Source organism: Streptomyces sp. NPDC020731 (genome assembly GCF_044334705.1).
Lineage (GTDB): Bacteria > Actinomycetota > Actinomycetes > Streptomycetales > Streptomycetaceae > Streptomyces.
In genome coordinates, this window is the sequence record NZ_JBIRTN010000001.1 from 114,164 (window position 1) to 130,791 (window position 16,628).

Genomic DNA, 16,628 nt, shown 5'->3' on the forward strand with positions numbered 1-16,628 from the left:
GGCGGGAAAGGGGGCAAGGAGGTGCGGGTGGCGCGACACTGAAGGCATGAACGACGGCATGAACACCGCGGAAGTCGACGCCTATCTGCGCCGCCTGGGCGTCGGACAGCCCGCCTGGCCCACCGTGGACGCGCTGCGCGAGCTGCACCTGCGGCATCTGCGGACCGTGCCGTTCGAGAACCTGTCCGTTCATCTCGGCGAGGAGACCGTGCTGGACGGGAAGCGGCTGCTGGACAAGGTGGTGGAAGCGCGGCGGGGCGGGTTCTGCTACGAACTCAACGGCGCCTTCGGGGCGTTGCTCGCCGCCCTCGGCTACGACGTCCAGCTGCTCGCGGCGCGGGTGTACGGCGACGGGGGCCGGCTCGGCATCCCGTACGACCATCTCGCGCTGCGGGTGCGGACGGTGGACGGCGGCGACTGGCTGGCCGACGTCGGCTTCGGGGCCCACTTCCACCTGCCGCCGGCCTTCGGGGAGCGCGGGGAGCAGGAGGATCCCGGGGGTACGTTCCGGATCGCCGAGGCGGGCGCCGACGCGGCCGGGGTGCGCGGCGGGCACGACCGGGTGGAGGCCGCGGACCTGGACGTGAGCCGGAACGGGCGGCCGGTGTACCGCCTGGAGGTCCGGCCGAGGACGCTCGGCGACTTCACGGCCGGGGCGTGGTGGCACAGCACCTCGCCGGCCTCCCACTTCACGCGGTCGCTCGTGTGCTCGCGGATCACCGGGGACGGGGGCCGGATCACGCTCAGCGGACGGCGGTTCACGGTCACCGCGCCGGACGGCACGCGGCAGGAGCACGGGACCGGGACGGACGAGGAGGTGCTGGCGCTCTACCGGGACCGGTTCGGCATCGCACTGGACACGGTGCCGACGGTGCGCGACGCCGGGAGGAGCGGCTGACCCCGGTACCGGACAATGGCCCGTGTGAGTGATGTGCGACATGTGCTGGTGCTGCCCGACCGTGATGCCGCGGAGGAGGTGGCCGAGGTCCTCGGGGAACGGTTCGGCGTGGACGAGGAGCCGCGGCTGGTGCGGGACGCGCTCGCTGGTGAGGACGACGCGGAGGACGCGCAGTGGCTCGTCGTCCTGCGGGACGAGCCGGGCCGGCTGGACCCCGGGGAGCTGAACGAGTTCGCGGCCGAGTGGGACGGCTGGCGGGAGGAGCCGTAGGGGGATCGCGGCCGGCGCGGCGTTGTCAGTGGCGCGTGGGATGCTTGTCGCGATGGCCAGGAAGACCGCATCCGACGACCCTCTCGCCCCGGTGACGCTCGCCGTGGGCCAGGAGGACCTGCTGCTCGACCGTGCCGTGCGGGAGGTGGTGGCCGCCGCGAGGGCCGCCGACGCCGACACGGACGTACGTGACCTGACACCGGACCGGCTCCAGCCCGGCACCCTCGCCGAGCTGACCAGCCCGTCGCTCTTCGCCGAACGCAAGGTCGTCGTCGTACGCGATGCGCAGGACCTCTCGGCCGACACCGTCAAGGACGTGAAGGCGTACCTCGGCTCGCCCGCCGAGGAGATCACGCTCGTCCTGCTGCACGCGGGCGGCGCCAAGGGCAAGGGGCTGCTCGACGCGGCGCGCAAGGCGGGGGCGCGGGAGGTGGCGTGCCCGAAGATGACGAAGGCCACGGATCGGCTGGCCTTCGTGCGGGGGGAGTTCCGCACCACCGGGAGATCGGCCACCCCGGAGGCGTGCCAGGCGCTGGTCGACGCCATCAGCAGCGATCTGCGGGAGCTGGCCTCGGCGGTGTCCCAGCTGGTCGCGGACGTCGAGGGCACGATCGACGAGGTGGTCGTCGGGCGGTACTACACCGGGCGGGCCGAGGCGTCGAGCTTCGAGGTCGCCGACCGGGCGGTCGAGGGACGCACGGCGGAGGCCCTGGAGGCCCTGCGCTGGTCGCTGTCGACCGGAGTGGCCCCGGTGCTGATCACCAGCGCGCTGGCCCAGGGCGTACGGGCGATCGGCAAGCTGTCGTCGGCGCGCGGCGGCAGACCCGCCGATCTCGCCCGGGAGCTGGGCATGCCGCCCTGGAAGATCGACCGGGTGCGGCAGCAGATGCGCGGCTGGACCCCGGACGGCGTGGCCGTCGCGCTGCGCGCGGTCGCCGAGGCGGACGCGGGCGTGAAGGGCGGCGGGGACGACCCGGAGTACGCCTTGGAGAAGGCGGTCGTCACGATCGCCCGGGCGGCCCGCTCACGAGGCCGCGGCTGACGGACCGGACAAGGCCGAAGGCCCCGCCCACCACCCGGGGAAGGGTGTGAGGGCGGGGCCTTCGGTCGAAGCGTGTGAGCCCGTACCCGCGTGGCGAACGCAGGCCGCGTACGAGCTCGGGGTGCCGGCCGGGGGCGGAGGAGAGAGGGCCCGCCCTGGGTCCCGCCGGCGGTCAGATCAAAGGGTTGGTTCAGCCCTTGACGGCCGCGACCTTCTGAGCCAGCGCCGACTTCTTGTTGGCGGCCTGGTTCTTGTGGATGACGCCCTTGGAGACGGCCTTGTCGAGCTGACGCGCGGCGACGCGCTGGTACTCGGTGGCCTTCTCGGTGTCACCCGCGGCGGCGGCCTCACGGGCCTTGCGGATCGCGGTCTTCAGAGAGGACTTGACGGCCTTGTTGCGCAGCCGGGCCTTCTCGTTGGTCTTGTTCCGCTTGATCTGGGACTTGATGTTCGCCACGAATGAGCCTCTACAGGTTCTGGCACGGGACCGCAGTGGATCCGCACCGGTGATTTCTTGGGGTGTGCCTCGCGCTGAGAGGGCATGAGACACAGCCCCCCACACTACCAGCGGCCCATTCGGTGGCCCAAACCCGTCCCGGGTCGCCACCCGTGGGACCATGGAAGCTACGTATCGATCCGACCCGAGACCGCAGACGCACAAGCACACGTATGCGGACGCCTCAAGAATCAGGACCCTGCGTGCCCGCGATCCCCAGCCATGTGCCCGAGCCGAGCCGTACCGACCCGGCGCTGATCCGCAATTTCTGCATCATCGCGCACATCGACCACGGCAAGTCCACGCTCGCCGACCGGATGCTCCAGCTGACCGGTGTGGTCGAGCAGCGGCAGATGCGTGCTCAGTACCTCGACCGCATGGACATCGAGCGCGAGCGCGGCATCACGATCAAGTCCCAGGCGGTGAGGTTGCCGTGGGCCCCGACCCACGACAAGGGCAACACGCACATCCTCAACATGATCGACACCCCGGGCCACGTCGACTTCACCTACGAGGTCTCCCGCTCGCTCGCCGCCTGCGAGGGCACCGTCCTCCTGGTGGACGCCGCCCAGGGCATCGAGGCCCAGACCCTCGCCAACCTCTACCTGGCGATGGAGAACGACCTCACGATCATCCCGGTGCTCAACAAGATCGACCTGCCGGCCGCGCAGCCGGAGAAGTTCGCCGAGGAGCTGGCGAACCTGGTCGGCTGCGACCCCGACGACGTGCTCAAGGTCTCCGCGAAGACCGGTCTGGGCGTCGAGGCGCTGCTGGACCGGGTGGTCGCCGAGGTCCCGGCCCCGGTCGGCGTCGAGGACGCCCCCGCCCGCGCGATGATCTTCGACTCGGTCTACGACTCCTACCGCGGTGTCGTGACGTACGTCCGTGTCATCGACGGCCAGCTCAACAAGCGCGAGCGGATCCGGATGATGTCCACCGGCGCCACGCACGAGCTGCTGGAGATCGGCACCAACTCGCCGGAGATGCTGTCCGCCGACGGCCTCGGCGTCGGCGAGGTGGGCTATCTGATCACCGGTGTGAAGGACGTCCGCCAGTCCAAGGTGGGGGACACCGTCACCAGCCAGCACAAGGGCGCCGAGGAGGCGCTCGGCGGCTACAAGGACCCCAAGCCCATGGTGTTCTCGGGCCTGTACCCCCTGGACGGCTCCGACTACCCGGAGCTGCGCGAGGCCCTCGACAAGCTCCAGCTCAACGACGCCGCCCTGGTCTACGAGCCGGAGACCTCCGCCGCCCTCGGCTTCGGTTTCCGCGTCGGCTTCCTCGGCCTGCTGCACCTCGACGTGATCCGGGAGCGGCTGGAGCGCGAGTTCGGGCTCGACCTGATCGCCACCGCGCCCAACGTGGTCTACCGGGTGGTCATGGAGGACGGCACCGAGCACATCGTCACCAACCCGAGCGAGTTCCCCGAGGGCAAGATCGACGAGGTGTACGAGCCGGTCGTGCGCGCCACCATCCTGGCGCCCAGCGAGTTCATCGGCTCGATCATGGAACTGTGCCAGACCCGGCGCGGTGTCCTGCTCGGCATGGACTACCTCTCCGAGGACCGGGTGGAGATCCGCTACACCCTCCCGCTCGCCGAGATCGTCTTCGACTTCTTCGACCAGCTGAAGTCCAAGACGCGCGGTTACGCCTCGCTGGACTACGAGCCCACCGGCGAGCAGACCTCCAGCCTGGTCAAGGTCGACATCCTGCTGCACGGCGACAAGGTGGACGCGTTCTCCGCGATCACCCACAAGGACGCGGCGTACGCGTACGGGGTGCGACTCGTCGCCAAGCTGCGCGAACTCATCCCGCGCCAGGCCTTCGAGGTGCCCATCCAGGCCGCCATCGGCTCCCGGGTCATCGCCCGCGAGACCATCCGAGCCATCCGCAAGGACGTCCTCGCCAAGTGCTACGGCGGTGACATCTCCCGTAAGCGGAAGCTGCTGGAGAAGCAGAAGGAAGGCAAGAAGCGGATGAAGATGGTGGGTTCCGTGGAGGTTCCGCAGGAGGCCTTCATCGCCGTCCTCTCCAGCGACGACAGCGCGGGATCGGGCAAGGGCAAGAAGTAGCGGGAAGCGGCCGGGGAGGCAACCGGAGGTTACCGCGGGTCACGCCGCGAACCGGGTGGAACGGGGGCCCGTCGTACGCGAGTACGGCGGGCCCTGCGCGTCGGTCGGGTAGCTCTCTGTGCGAAGTCACAGGCCGTGGCCCCTTACGCCGTGGCCGGTCGCCCTTTACTCTGTCCGTGCTCGATAGTTACTCGCGAGTTAAACAACGGCGCGAGGAAACCCCAGCCGCACTGAGCCAGCCGCACCGTCGCGGGCCCCGGAGGACGTCGTGAGCGACACACAGAAACTGATCGAGAACCGTCCGCCGAGCGTGGCGACCCTCTTCCTGGAGCGTGTGGCGGCCACACCGGACGCCGAGGCCTACCGCTACCCGGTCCCGGCGGCCTCCGGCGAGGGCCCCGACAACTGGAAGTCCCTCACCTGGGCGGGCACCGCCGAGCGGGTCCACGCCATCGCGGCCGGCCTGATCGAGCTGGGCGTACAGCCGGAGCAGCGGGTCGCGCTCGCCTCCTCCACCCGGGTCGAGTGGATCCTCGCCGACCTCGGCATCCTCTGCGCCGGCGCCGCCACCACCACGATCTACCCGCAGACCAACGCCGACGAGTCCGCCTACATCCTGTCCGACTCGCAGAGCCGGGTGCTCATCGCGGAGAACGCAGAGCAGGCGGCCAAGGCGGTCGAGAAGCGCGCCGAGCTGCCCGAGCTCACGCATGTCGTGGTCGTCGACCCGGCCGGCGCCGAGACCGACGACTTCGTGATCACCCTCACCGACCTGGAGAACCTCGGCGCGGCCCGGCTCCAGGAGGAACCGGAGCTGATCAAGGAACGGGTCGCCGCGATCACCAAGGACCAGCTCGCCACCCTGATCTACACCTCCGGCACCACCGGCCGCCCCAAGGGCGTACGCCTGCCGCACGACTGCTGGTCGTACATGGCGAAGGCGATCGCCGCGACCGGGCTGGTCAGCGGCGGGGACGTGCAGTACCTGTGGCTGCCGCTCGCGCACGTCTTCGGCAAGGTGCTCACCTCCGGTCAGATCGAGGTCGGACACGTCACCGCCGTCGACGGCCGTGTCGACAGGATCATCGAGAACCTTCCGGTGGTCCGGCCGACCTACATGGCGGCCGTGCCCCGCATCTTCGAGAAGGTCTACAACGGCGTGGCCACCAAGGCTAAGGCCGGCGGAGGCGCCAAGTACAAGATCTTCCAGTGGGCCGCAGGAGTCGCCCGCGAGTACGCCAAGGTCACCCAGGACAACTTCCGCCGCACCGGCACCGCGAGCGCCCCCTTCGGTCTCTCGGCGAGGCACAACATCGCCGACAAGCTCGTCTACGCCAAGATCCGCGAGGCCTTCGGCGGCAACCTCCGCGCCTGCGTCTCCGGCTCCGCGGCCCTCGCCCCCGAGATCGGCTACTTCTTCTCCGGCGCCGGCATCCACATCCTGGAGGGCTACGGCCTCACCGAGTCCTCCGCCGCCTCCTTCGTCAACCCGGGCGAGGCCTACCGCACCGGCACCGTCGGCAAGCCGCTGCCCGGCACCGAGGTGCGCATCGCCGACGACGGCGAGATCCTGCTGCGCGGCCCCGGCATCATGCAGGGCTACCACAACCTGCCCGAGAAGACCGCCGAGGTCCTGGAGGAGGACGGCTGGTTCCACACCGGCGACATCGGCGAACTCTCGCCCGACGGCTACCTCCGCATCACCGACCGCAAGAAGGACCTGATCAAGACCTCCGGCGGCAAGTACATCGCGCCCGCCGAGGTCGAGGGCCGGTTCAAGGCGGTCTGCCCCTACGTCTCCAACATCCTCGTCCACGGCGCAGACCGGAACTACTGCACCGCCCTCATCGCCCTCGACGAGGCCGCCCTCACGGCCTGGGCGGCCGAGAACGGCATGGAGGGCAAGCCGTACGCCGAGATCGTCGCCGCGCCCGTCACGGTCGAGATGGTCGACGGCTACGTCAAGCAGCTCAACGAGGGCCTGCAGCGCTGGCAGACCATCAAGAGGTTCCGCCTCCTCCCGCGCGACCTCGACGTCGAACACGGCGAGATCACCCCGAGCCTGAAGCTGAAGCGCCCGGTGGTGGAGCGCGAGTACAAGCACCTCATCGAGGAGATGTACGAGGGCGCGCGCGAGGCGTGACCATCACGGTGTGACTGCGGGGGCGAGGTCCCGGGCCGGTGCGGCGCGGGACCTCGCCTCTCTGCTCACGCTGTTCACGACGACCGGAACAGAACGACTTTTTGTTCGTTCCTGAACACACGCGTAGCACTGTTCTCACCCCTGGCGGTTCACTTCGGTGACTCGACGCTCATGAGCGGCGCCGGTCTGTCACCCTGTCGGCAGCGATCGAGGTTCTATTCGTACGAACTGCCCGGGGAGCTGCCCATGAGGGCCATTCCGACCCAACGGGAGACCGCCTCGTGCGTCTCCGGCGCGCGGGAGCGCGCGTGGGTGGACGCGACCCTGCCCGGGAGCCCCCTCGCGCCGGGCACCGCACGCGCCGTGCTGCGCAAGGCGTTCACCGAGTGGGCGGAACTCGCCCTGCCCGGCGTCGACCACCTCACCGGCCGCGTCGGCGACGACGCCACGCTGATCGCCAGCGAACTCGTCACCAACGCCGTCGTGCACGCCGGCACCGAGGTGCGGCTGACGTGCGGGCTGGAGGAGGCGACCGGCGCGCTCGTCGTCGAGGTCGCCGACCGGCACCCCTCCCGCGCGCCGCGCGGCAACGAGCCGGAGGGACCGGCGTACGAGACCCCGGAGTACGGGCGTGGCCTGCGCCTCGTCGCCGCGCTCTCCGAGGCCTGGGGGATCACCTACCGTCCGGGCACGAAGACGGTGTGGGCGCGACTGGCCGCCGGGGGGTGCGCGGCGGGCGACCAGATCGAGGCGTACGCCGGGGAGCGCACGCTGGCGCGCGACCTGAGGGTGGCGGAGATCCTCGCGCCGGAGCCGCCCCGGGCGGAACAGGGCGCGCCCGATCCGCTGGACGCACTCGATCCGCCGGCCTCCCGACGCCCGCCCGGCCACCGGGAGACGCCCGGACCCGCCCGGGACACCTGGCGCGGCGGCTCCTACGGCGACGACTGGCTCGCCCGCCGGCACGGGCGGGACGGGGCCTGGCTGGGGCGCGGCGCCCTCTCCTTCCTCGCCGAGGCCTCCGACCTGCTCGCCGGGCAGCTCGACGAGGACCTGGTCGCCTCCCTCACCGGGCAGCTGATCGTGCCGCGGCTGGCCGACTGGTGCGCGGTGTGGCTGGAGGACGAGACCACCGGCCACGGCGGCGGCTGGAGCGGGGGCAACCGGGCCGGCGGACCCCGCCTCGCCCGTGTCTGGCACGCCGGCGAGAACCACATCGAGGAGCTGAGCCGCTCCCTGGAACGGAACCCGCCGCCCGCGTGCGACCCGTTCCAGGACGGCCCCGTCCCCTATCCGTGGCCGGACGGAGCACTCGACCCCCCGGACGCCGGCGACCAGGCCCTCGGCACCGCCCTCGCCTACCGGCTCGTCGCCGGCGGACGCCCGCTGGGAACACTGGTCATCGGCCGGGGCGGCATCGACCGCTTCCCCGACGAGATCACCGGCCTTGTCGAGGACCTCGGCCGGCGCGTCGCCCTCGCCATCGGGGCCGCCCGGCAGTACTCCCGCCAGGCCACCATCAGCGCCGTGCTCCAGCGCGGACTGCTGCCCGGCGCCGTCGCCGAGATCCCCGGCGTGCGCAGTGCCCTGGTCTACGAACCCTGCGACAAGGGCGGACCCAGCGGCGACTTCTACGATCTCTTCCCCGCCGGCCACGGCCGCTGGTGCTTCGCCGTCGGCGACGTCCAGGGCAAGGGACCGGAGGCCGCCGTCGTCATCGGCCTGGCCCGCCCCTGGCTGCGGCTGCTCGCCCGCGAGGGCTACCGCGTCGCCGACGTCCTGGACCGCCTCAACCAGCTCCTCCTCGACGACGCCACCGAGGCCGCCGACGCCGCCGCCCGCGCGCTGGTGGCGGCGGGGGCCCGCCCGACCGCCCCCGGCGACGGCCCGCAGACCCGTTTCCTCTCCCTCCTCTACGGCGAACTCGTCCCCTTCCGGGGCGGCGTCCGCTGCACCCTCGCCTCCGCCGGACACCCCCTGCCCCTGCTGCTCGCCCCCGACGGCTCGGTCCGCGCCGTCGCCCAGCCGCAGACCCTGCTCGGGGTCGTCGAGGACGCCACCTACGCCAGCGAGACCTTCGAGATGTACTCCGGCGACACCCTGCTCTGCGTCACCGACGGAGTCACCGAGCGGCGCTCCGGATCCCGCCAGTTCGACGACGGGGACGGGCTCGCCATGGCCCTGTCGGGGTGCGCGGGGATGGACGCCGAGCTGATAGCGGAACGGATCACACAGCTCGTGCACGAGTTCGGGGCCCGTCCACCGGCCGACGATCTCGCGCTGCTGGTGCTCCAAGCGGAGTGACGCGGCCGGTGCGGGACAATGGAGCACATGCCTTCCGCACTCCCCGACGGCGAGCCCGTCCCCGCCGACGGCGCGCTGCCCGCGTCCGCGCTCGCCGGGGCCGCCGACCGCCCTCTCGGGTTCTACCTGCACGTCCCGTACTGCGCGACCCGCTGCGGCTACTGCGACTTCAACACGTACACCGCGACCGAGCTGCGCGGCAGCGGCGGCGTGCTGGCCTCCCGCGACAACTACGCCGAGACCCTGAGCGACGAGGTCCGCCTGGCGCGGAAGGTGCTGGGGGACGACCCGCGGCCGGTCCGTACGGTCTTCGTCGGGGGCGGTACGCCGACACTGCTGGCCGCCGACGACCTCGTACGGATGCTGGGTGCGATCCGCGACGAGTTCGGGCTGGCGCCGGACGCCGAGGTCACCACGGAGGCGAACCCGGAGTCGGTGGACCCGGCCTACCTGGCGACCCTCCGCGCGGGCGGCTTCAACCGGATCTCCTTCGGGATGCAGAGTGCCCGGCAGCACGTGCTGAAGGTGCTGGACCGCACGCACACCCCCGGCCGCCCGGAGGCATGCGTCGCCGAGGCCCGCGCGGCCGGCTTCGAGCACGTCAACCTCGACCTGATCTACGGCACGCCGGGGGAGTCCGACGACGACTGGCGGGCGTCCCTGGACGCGGCGGTCGGCGCCGGTCCTGACCACGTCTCGGCGTACGCGCTGATCGTCGAGGAGGGCACGCAGCTGGCCCGCCGCATCCGCCGCGGCGAGGTCCCGATGACGGACGACGACGTCCACGCGGACCGCTACCTGATCGCCGAGGAGATGCTGTCCGCGGCGGGCTTCGACTGGTACGAGGTGTCGAACTGGGCCACGTCGGAAGCCGGCCGCTGCCTGCACAACGAGCTCTACTGGCGCGGTGCCGACTGGTGGGGCGCGGGTCCCGGCGCCCACTCGCACGTGGGCGGGGTGCGCTGGTGGAACGTCAAGCACCCGGGCGCGTACGCGGCGGCGCTGGCGGCGGGGCGGTCGCCGGGGGCGGGACGCGAGCTGCTGTCGGACGAGGACCGGCGGGTGGAGCGGGTGCTGTTGGAGCTGCGGCTCGAGGAGGGCGTTCCGTTGTCTCTCCTCCGGCCGGAAGGGCTGGCGGCTTCCCGGCGGGCCCTGACGGACGGGCTGCTCCAGCAGGGCCCGTACGAGGAGGGCCGCGCGGCCCTCACCCTGCGCGGGCGGCTGCTGGCGGACGCGGTGGTGCGGAACCTGGTGGACTGAGGGGCGCCCCCGCTCCGGCGGGGAGGATCAGCTGCTCGGCCGCGTGGACGAGCTGATCGACGGACCACCTCCGCAGCGGCGGAGAGCAGCCCACCAGGCTCGCCCTTTCGACGACCGGCCGGTGCTCAGGGCACGGTCACGTGATCGATGAGCCGTTCCACGCTGCCCAGGAGCTGGGGCTCGAGGTCCTTGTACGAGCGCACCGAGCCGAGGATCCGCTGCCACGCCTCGCCCGTGTTCGCCACCCGCCACCCCAGCGCCGCGCACACCCCCGTCTTCCAGTCCTGGCCGCGCGGCACCCGCGGCCAGCCGGCGATGCCCACGGACGCCGGCTTCACCGCCTCCCAGACGTCGATGTACGGGTGGCCCACCACCAGCGCGTGCTCGCTCGTGACCGACTCGGCGATGCGCCACTCCTTCGTGCCCGGGACCAGGTGGTCCACCAGGACCCCCAGCCGCGCGTCCGGACCCGGCGCGAACTCCGCCACGATCGACGGCAGGTCGTCGACACCCTCCAGGTACTCCACGACCACGCCCTCGATGCGGAGATCGTCGCCCCACACCTTCTCCACCAGCTCCGCGTCGTGCCGCCCCTCGACGTAAATGCGCCCCGCGCGAGCGACCCGCGCCCGCGCGCCGGGGACGGCCACCGAACCGGATGCCGTACGGGTGGGACGTACCGGACCGGCGGCCGGCCGCACCAGCGTCACCACGCGGCCCTCCAGCAGAAAGCCCCGCGGCTCCAGCGGGAACACCCGGTGCTTCCCGAAGCGGTCCTCCAGCGTCACCGTGCCCGCCTCACAGCGGATCACCGCGCCGCAGAAGCCGGTGCCGGGCTCCTCCACCACCAGGCCGGGCTCGGCCGCGACCTCGGGAACGGGCGGCTGCGGTTTCTTCCACGGAGGGGTCAGGTCGGCGGAGTACTGGCGCATTCTGATGACGATACGAGGATCCCGCCCGCGGTGATCAGTCCGACACGCCGAAACGGGCCGCCAGGGCGTCGCGCTGGGCCCGTACGAACGCCGCGTCCACCACCGCGCCGTGACCGGGGACGTACCGCGCGTCCTCGCCGCCCAGATCGAGGAGCCGGTCCAGCGCGGCCGGCCAGCGGGACGGTACGGCGTCGGGGCCGGCCTGCGGTTCGCCCGACTCCTCGACCAGGTCGCCGCAGAAGACCACCTCCGGGTCGCCGGGGACCAGTACCGCGAGGTCGTGGGCGGTGTGCCCCGGGCCCACGTTCGCCAGCAGCACCTGCCGGCCGCCGCCCGGGCCGAGGTCGAGCGTCCGCTCGCCGCGCACCGCGTGCCGCGGCGGGAGGAGCGCGTCCACGGCCTCCTCCGCCACCCGCGCGTCCAGCCCGTGGCGCACCGCGTCCGCGCGCAGCTTCTCGCGTCCGCGCCCCGCGAGCGCCGTGTCCATGCCCACCGCGCCGAACACCTCCGCCCCCGCGAACGCCGCCGCCCCGAGGATGTGGTCGAAGTGGGGGTGGGTGAGCGCGAGATGCGTCACACGGCGGCCGGTGAGCGCCTGCGCCTCCGTCCGCAACCGTGCGCCCTCGCCCAGACCGGAACCCGCGTCGACGAGCAGTACGCCGTCCGCGCCCACGACGAGCCCTGCCGTGCAGTCCCACCCCGGCAGCCGGCACCGCCCCACCCCGGCGGCCACTTGCTCCCATCCCGACTCTTCCCAAGTCACGGTCATACCGGGACGCTATCGGGGGACGACAGCGCCCGGCGCGAGGGCGCGGGGACCGGCCTTGCCCGGGGCGTACCCCCCGGCCGTACACTGGGCCGGGGAAGTTTGGCACTCGCGTGCGAAGAGTGCCAGGGACGTTACCGCGCGGAAGGCTTCTGGAGGTGTGCGCGATGCTCAGTGAACGCAGGCTCCAGGTGCTGCGCGCCATCGTCCAGGACTACGTGGGCACCGAGGAGCCCGTCGGCTCCAAGGCCCTCACCGAGCGGCACAACCTCGGCGTCTCCCCGGCCACCGTGCGCAACGACATGGCGGCCCTGGAGGACGAGGGCTTCATCGCCCAGCCGCACACCAGCGCCGGGCGCATCCCCACCGACAAGGGCTACCGGCTGTTCGTCGACAAGCTCGCCGGCGTCAAGCCCATGAGCCCGCCCGAGCGGCGGGCCATCCAGAACTTCCTCGAGGGCGCCGTCGACCTCGACGACGTGGTCGCCAGGACCGTACGGCTGCTCGCGCAGCTGACCCGGCAGGTCGCCGTCGTGCAGTACCCGTCGCTGACCCGCTCGACGGTGCGGCACGTGGAACTGCTGGCTCTCGCCCCCGCGCGGCTGATGCTGGTGCTGATCACGGACACCGGCCGGGTCGAGCAGCGCATGGTCGACTGCCCGGCGCCGTTCGGCGAGTCGTCCCTGGCGGACCTGCGGGCCCGTCTGAACAGCCGGGTCGCGGGCCGCCGGTTCGCCGATGTGCCGAGCCTGGTGGAGGACCTCGCCGAGGCCTTCGAGGCGGACGACCGCGGTACGGTCTCGATGGTGCTCTCCACTCTCCTGGAGACGCTCGTCGAGGAGAACGAGGAGCGGCTGATGATCGGCGGTACCGCCAATCTCACCCGCTTCGGACATGACTTCCCCCTCGTGATCCGGCCCGTCCTGGAGGCGCTGGAGGAGCAGGTCGTGCTCCTCAAGTTGCTTGGCGAGGCGAAGGATCCGGGCGTGACCGTGCGTATCGGTCATGAGAACGCCCATGAGGGACTCAACTCCACGTCCGTCGTGTCGGTGGGCTACGGTTCGGGCGGCGAGGCGGTTGCCAAGCTCGGCGTGGTCGGACCGACCCGCATGGACTACCCGGGAACGATGGGAGCGGTACGCGCAGTGGCACGGTACGTCGGACAGATCCTGGCGGAGTCGTAGTGGCCACGGACTACTACGCCGTACTCGGCGTACGCCGCGACGCGTCGCAGGATGAGATCAAGAAGGCCTTCCGGCGGCTCGCCCGCGAGCTGCATCCGGACGTCAATCCTGATCCCAAGACGCAGGAGCGGTTCAAGGAGATCAACGCCGCCTACGAGGTGTTGTCGGACCCGCAGAAGAAGCAGGTCTACGACCTCGGCGGCGACCCCCTCTCGCAGGCCGGCGGCGCCGGCGCGGGCGGCTTCGGGGCCGGTGGCTTCGGCAACTTCTCCGACATCATGGACGCGTTCTTCGGTACGGCGTCGCAGCGCGGGCCGCGCTCGCGCACCCGCCGGGGCCAGGACGCGATGATCCGCATCGATGTCGAGCTCGACGAGGCCGCCTTCGGCACGACCAAGGACATCCAGGTCGACACGGCCGTCGTCTGCACGACGTGCAGCGGCGAGGGCGCCGCCCCGGGCACCACCGCCCAGACCTGTGACATGTGCCGGGGCCGCGGTGAGGTCTCGCAGGTCACGCGGTCCTTCCTGGGCCAGGTCATGACGTCCCGGCCCTGCCCGCAGTGCCAGGGCTTCGGCACCGTCGTGCCCACTCCGTGCCCGGAGTGCGCGGGCGACGGCCGGATCCGTTCCCGGCGCACCCTCACGGTCAAGATCCCGGCCGGTGTCGACAACGGCACCCGGATCCAGCTGGCCGGCGAGGGCGAGGTCGGGCCCGGTGGCGGTCCCGCCGGTGACCTGTACGTGGAGATCCACGAGCTCCCGCACTCCACCTTCCAGCGGCGCGGCGACGACCTGCACTGCACGGTCACCATCCCGATGACCGCGGCGTGCCTGGGCACCAAGGTGCCGCTGGAGACGCTGGACGGCATGGAGGAGGTCGACATCCGGCCCGGCACCCAGTCCGGCCAGTCGATCCCGCTGCACGGCCGGGGCGTCACGCATCTGCGCGGCGGCGGCCGGGGCGACCTCATCGTCCACGTCGAGGTCCAGACCCCGACCAAGCTCGACCCCGAACAGGAACGCCTGCTCCGGGAACTGGCCAAGCTCCGTGGCGAGGAACGCCCCACGGGGCAGTTCCAGCCCGGTCAGCAAGGGTTGTTCTCCCGGTTGAAGGACGCGTTCAACGGGCGTTGACCGGCTGGTGCCGGGTGGGTGGTGGTCTGCTGCCGGGGGCCCGGGGGTCGTCCCCCGGGTGGGTGCGGTCGGCCCGGTCGGCAAGGGTTGTTCTCCCGGTTGAAGGACGCGTTCAACGGGCGTTGACGCGCGCGTTCGCGGGACACCGTCGCCGGGTCCGCCGTTCCGTCGAAAAGTGGCTTATGCCAAGGGGAAGGGTGGATTCGGAGTCGGTCGGAGGACGTGACAACATGCCGTCATGTCCTCCGTACTGACCGATATCTGCCCGCACCCGATCGTGCAGGCACCCATGGCGGGCGGTGTCGCCGTGCCGCAGCTCGCCGCGGCCGTGTCCGAGGCGGGCGGACTCGGTTTCCTGGCCGCCGGGTACAAGACCGCGGACGGGATGTACCAGGAGATCAAGCAGCTGAGGGGACTGACCTCCCGGCCCTTCGGCGTCAACCTCTTCCTGCCGCAGCCGGAGACGGCCGATCCGGCCGCCGTCGGCGTCTACGCCCACCAGCTGGCCGGTGAGGCCTCCTGGTACGAGACCCGGCTCGGCGACCCCGACAGCGGCCGCGACGACGGCTACGACGCCAAACTCGCCGTGCTGCTGGACAACCCGGTGCCGGTGGTGTCGTTCCACTTCGGCGTGCCGGCCCGCGAGGTCCTGGACTCCCTGCGCCGCGTCGGTACGTTCACGCTGGTCACCGCCACGACCGTGGAGGAGGCCCGGGCCGTGGAGCGGGCCGGCGCGGACGCGGTGATCGCGCAGGGCGTGGAGGCCGGCGGCCACCAGGGCACCCACCGCGACGTCCCGGAGACGGACGGCTCCGGCGTCGGACTGCTGTCCCTCGTCGCCCAGGTCCGGGAATCGGTCGGTATCCCGGTCGTCGCCGCCGGCGGCATCATGCGCGGCGGCCAGATCGCCGCCGTCCTCGCGGCCGGTGCCGCAGCGGCCCAGCTGGGCACGGCCTTCGTCGCCGCCCACGAGTCCGGCGCGCACGCCCTGCACAAGCAGGCCCTCACCAACCCCCTGTACGTCCGCACCGAGCTGTCCCGCGCCTTCTCCGGCCGTCCGGCCCGCGCCCTGGTCAACCGCTTCCTGCGCGAGCACGGCCCGTACGCGCCCGCCGCCTACCCGGACGTCCACCACCTCACCGCGCCCCTGCGCAAGGCCGCCGCCAAGGCCGGCGACGCGCAGGGCCTGGCACTGTGGGCGGGGCAGGGCCACCGGATGGCCCGCGAGCTGCCCGCCGGGCAGCTGGTGGAGGTACTGGCCGCCGAACTGGCCGCCGCCCGGACGGTGCTGTCGACGGGAGGCGCCCGATGACCGCGCCGGTGTTCGTCGTCGACCACTTCGACACGGACGGCACCGGCCGCTACGTGCTCGACGGCCCCGAGGGACGGCACGCCGTCGCCGTGAAGCGGCTGCGGGCCGGCGAGGGCGTCGTCCTCACCGACGGGGCCGGCCGCTGGGCCGAGGGCGAGGTGGACGGCACCGAGGGCAAGGAGCGGCTGATCGTGCGGCTCGGCCGCGTCACCGAGGAACCCGAGGAGTTCCCCCGGCTCACCGTCGTCCAGGCCCTGCCCAAGGGGGACCGGGGCGAGGTGGCCGTGGAGACGATGACCGAGGTCGGTGTCGACGTGGTCGTGCCGTGGGCGGCGGCGCGCTGCATCACACAGTGGAAGGGCGAGCGGGGGGCGAAGTCCCTCGCCAAGTGGCGGGCGACGGCCCGGGAGGCCGGCAAGCAGTCCCGCCGGGTGCGTTTCCCGCGGGTCGCGGACGCGGCGACGGGCAAGCAGGTTGCGTCACTTCTCGCCGAAGCGGAGTTCGCCGCCGTGCTCCACGAGAGCGGTACGGAATTCCTGGCGACCGCCGAACTCCCCGCCTCCGGTGACATCGTGCTGGTCGTCGGGCCCGAAGGCGGAGTGTCTCCGGAGGAGTTGGCGCTCTTCGAGGAGGCCGGCGCGCGTGCCTACCGGCTGGGCCGCAGTGTGCTGCGCACGTCCACGGCCGGGACGGCCGCGGCGGCGCTGCTGCTCGGCCGCACGGGCCGCTGGTCCTGACCGGAGGGTTTTCGCGGGGCGACGAGGCAAGTGGCCGTATGCGCCCTACCGCCCCGCCTGTGACGGTGGCAGGCTG

At 72.1% G+C, this 16,628-nt stretch carries 14 protein-coding genes; 11 read left to right on the plus strand and 3 right to left on the minus strand.

Going from position 1 to position 16,628, the window contains the following annotated elements; all coding sequences use genetic code 11:
- Positions 1 to 58 precede the first annotated feature (58 nt).
- Genes ACH4VX_RS00510 through holA form a run of 3 tightly spaced genes read left to right on the plus strand, consistent with a single transcriptional unit; the run spans position 59 to position 2,210 of the window.
- On the plus strand, positions 59 to 898 hold the full coding sequence (locus ACH4VX_RS00510; RefSeq protein WP_398365383.1) for an arylamine N-acetyltransferase: 840 nt from the start codon (positions 59 to 61) through the stop codon (positions 896 to 898).
- Positions 899 to 922: 24 nt separating this feature from the next.
- Positions 923 to 1,168, plus strand: coding sequence for a hypothetical protein (locus ACH4VX_RS00515; RefSeq protein ID WP_398364635.1), 246 nt, complete (start codon positions 923 to 925; stop codon positions 1,166 to 1,168).
- 52 nt (positions 1,169 to 1,220) lie between these two features.
- Positions 1,221 to 2,210, plus strand: coding sequence for a DNA polymerase III subunit delta (holA, locus tag ACH4VX_RS00520; protein WP_398364636.1), 990 nt, complete (start codon positions 1,221 to 1,223; stop codon positions 2,208 to 2,210).
- A 190-nt stretch (positions 2,211 to 2,400) separates the two neighbouring features.
- Here the strand turns inward: holA and rpsT are convergent, their stop codons facing one another.
- Positions 2,401 to 2,667, minus strand: coding sequence for a 30S ribosomal protein S20 (gene rpsT / locus ACH4VX_RS00525; RefSeq protein ID WP_384722063.1), 267 nt, complete (start codon positions 2,665 to 2,667; stop codon positions 2,401 to 2,403).
- 242 nt (positions 2,668 to 2,909) lie between these two features.
- Here rpsT and lepA point away from each other — a divergent pair, with 242 nt between their 5' ends.
- The 4 genes from lepA to hemW all read left to right on the plus strand — a co-directional run bounded on the left by lepA (position 2,910) and on the right by hemW (position 10,485).
- Positions 2,910 to 4,778, plus strand: coding sequence for a translation elongation factor 4 (lepA, locus tag ACH4VX_RS00530; protein WP_398364637.1), 1,869 nt, complete (start codon positions 2,910 to 2,912; stop codon positions 4,776 to 4,778).
- A gap of 268 nt (positions 4,779 to 5,046) precedes the next feature.
- Positions 5,047 to 6,921: an AMP-dependent synthetase/ligase gene (locus tag ACH4VX_RS00535; protein WP_398364639.1), complete on the plus strand. Its 1,875-nt coding sequence runs from the start codon at positions 5,047 to 5,049 to the stop codon at positions 6,919 to 6,921.
- A gap of 246 nt (positions 6,922 to 7,167) precedes the next feature.
- Positions 7,168 to 9,225 carry a SpoIIE family protein phosphatase gene (locus tag ACH4VX_RS00540; protein WP_398364641.1) on the plus strand — a complete coding sequence of 686 codons (2,058 nt, stop codon included), beginning with the start codon at positions 7,168 to 7,170 and terminating at the stop codon, positions 9,223 to 9,225.
- A 27-nt stretch (positions 9,226 to 9,252) separates the two neighbouring features.
- Positions 9,253 to 10,485 (plus strand): radical SAM family heme chaperone HemW, encoded by a 1,233-nt coding sequence (gene hemW, locus ACH4VX_RS00545; RefSeq protein ID WP_398364643.1) that lies wholly within the window; start codon positions 9,253 to 9,255, stop codon positions 10,483 to 10,485.
- Positions 10,486 to 10,610: 125 nt separating this feature from the next.
- Here the strand turns inward: hemW and ACH4VX_RS00550 are convergent, their stop codons facing one another.
- Together ACH4VX_RS00550 and ACH4VX_RS00555 are read right to left on the minus strand one after the other, a co-directional pair.
- The gene (locus ACH4VX_RS00550) at positions 10,611 to 11,417 is read right to left on the minus strand and encodes a DUF3097 domain-containing protein (RefSeq protein WP_398364645.1); all 807 of its coding nucleotides are present in this window, start codon (positions 11,415 to 11,417) and stop codon (positions 10,611 to 10,613) included.
- Between the two features lie 34 nt (positions 11,418 to 11,451).
- Positions 11,452 to 12,186: an MBL fold metallo-hydrolase gene (locus ACH4VX_RS00555; protein WP_398364647.1), complete on the minus strand. Its 735-nt coding sequence runs from the start codon at positions 12,184 to 12,186 to the stop codon at positions 11,452 to 11,454.
- 164 nt (positions 12,187 to 12,350) lie between these two features.
- Between ACH4VX_RS00555 and hrcA the strand changes: the two genes are divergently transcribed.
- From hrcA to ACH4VX_RS00575, 4 genes are all read left to right on the plus strand, one after another.
- Positions 12,351 to 13,367: a heat-inducible transcriptional repressor HrcA gene (gene hrcA, locus ACH4VX_RS00560; protein ID WP_398364648.1), complete on the plus strand. Its 1,017-nt coding sequence runs from the start codon at positions 12,351 to 12,353 to the stop codon at positions 13,365 to 13,367.
- Positions 13,367 to 14,503 (plus strand): molecular chaperone DnaJ, encoded by a 1,137-nt coding sequence (gene dnaJ, locus ACH4VX_RS00565; protein WP_398364650.1) that lies wholly within the window; start codon positions 13,367 to 13,369, stop codon positions 14,501 to 14,503. The genes hrcA and dnaJ overlap by 1 nt, the downstream gene beginning before the upstream one ends.
- Positions 14,504 to 14,741: 238 nt before the next feature.
- On the plus strand, positions 14,742 to 15,815 hold the full coding sequence (locus ACH4VX_RS00570) for a nitronate monooxygenase (RefSeq protein WP_398364652.1): 1,074 nt from the start codon (positions 14,742 to 14,744) through the stop codon (positions 15,813 to 15,815).
- Positions 15,812 to 16,552 carry a 16S rRNA (uracil(1498)-N(3))-methyltransferase gene (locus ACH4VX_RS00575; protein ID WP_398364654.1) on the plus strand — a complete coding sequence of 247 codons (741 nt, stop codon included), beginning with the start codon at positions 15,812 to 15,814 and terminating at the stop codon, positions 16,550 to 16,552. Before ACH4VX_RS00570 ends, ACH4VX_RS00575 begins: the two co-directional genes overlap by 4 nt.
- Positions 16,553 to 16,628 lie beyond the last annotated feature (76 nt).

Bases quoted from the DNA above. Each gene is read 5' to 3' on its own strand.
- ACH4VX_RS00555 (WP_398364647.1), bottom strand. From the start codon at position 12,186: ATGACCGTGACTTGGGAAGAGTCGGGATGGGAGCAAGTGGCCGCCGGG.
- ACH4VX_RS00550 (WP_398364645.1), bottom strand. From the start codon at position 11,417: ATGCGCCAGTACTCCGCCGACCTGACCCCTCCGTGGAAGAAACCGCAG.
- ACH4VX_RS00570 (WP_398364652.1), top strand. From the start codon at position 14,742: ATGTCCTCCGTACTGACCGATATCTGCCCGCACCCGATCGTGCAGGCA.
- hrcA (WP_398364648.1), top strand. From the start codon at position 12,351: ATGCTCAGTGAACGCAGGCTCCAGGTGCTGCGCGCCATCGTCCAGGAC.
- holA (WP_398364636.1), top strand. From the start codon at position 1,221: ATGGCCAGGAAGACCGCATCCGACGACCCTCTCGCCCCGGTGACGCTC.
- ACH4VX_RS00575 (WP_398364654.1), top strand. From the start codon at position 15,812: ATGACCGCGCCGGTGTTCGTCGTCGACCACTTCGACACGGACGGCACC.
- ACH4VX_RS00540 (WP_398364641.1), top strand. From the start codon at position 7,168: ATGAGGGCCATTCCGACCCAACGGGAGACCGCCTCGTGCGTCTCCGGC.
- ACH4VX_RS00510 (WP_398365383.1), top strand. From the start codon at position 59: ATGAACACCGCGGAAGTCGACGCCTATCTGCGCCGCCTGGGCGTCGGA.
- hemW (WP_398364643.1), top strand. From the start codon at position 9,253: ATGCCTTCCGCACTCCCCGACGGCGAGCCCGTCCCCGCCGACGGCGCG.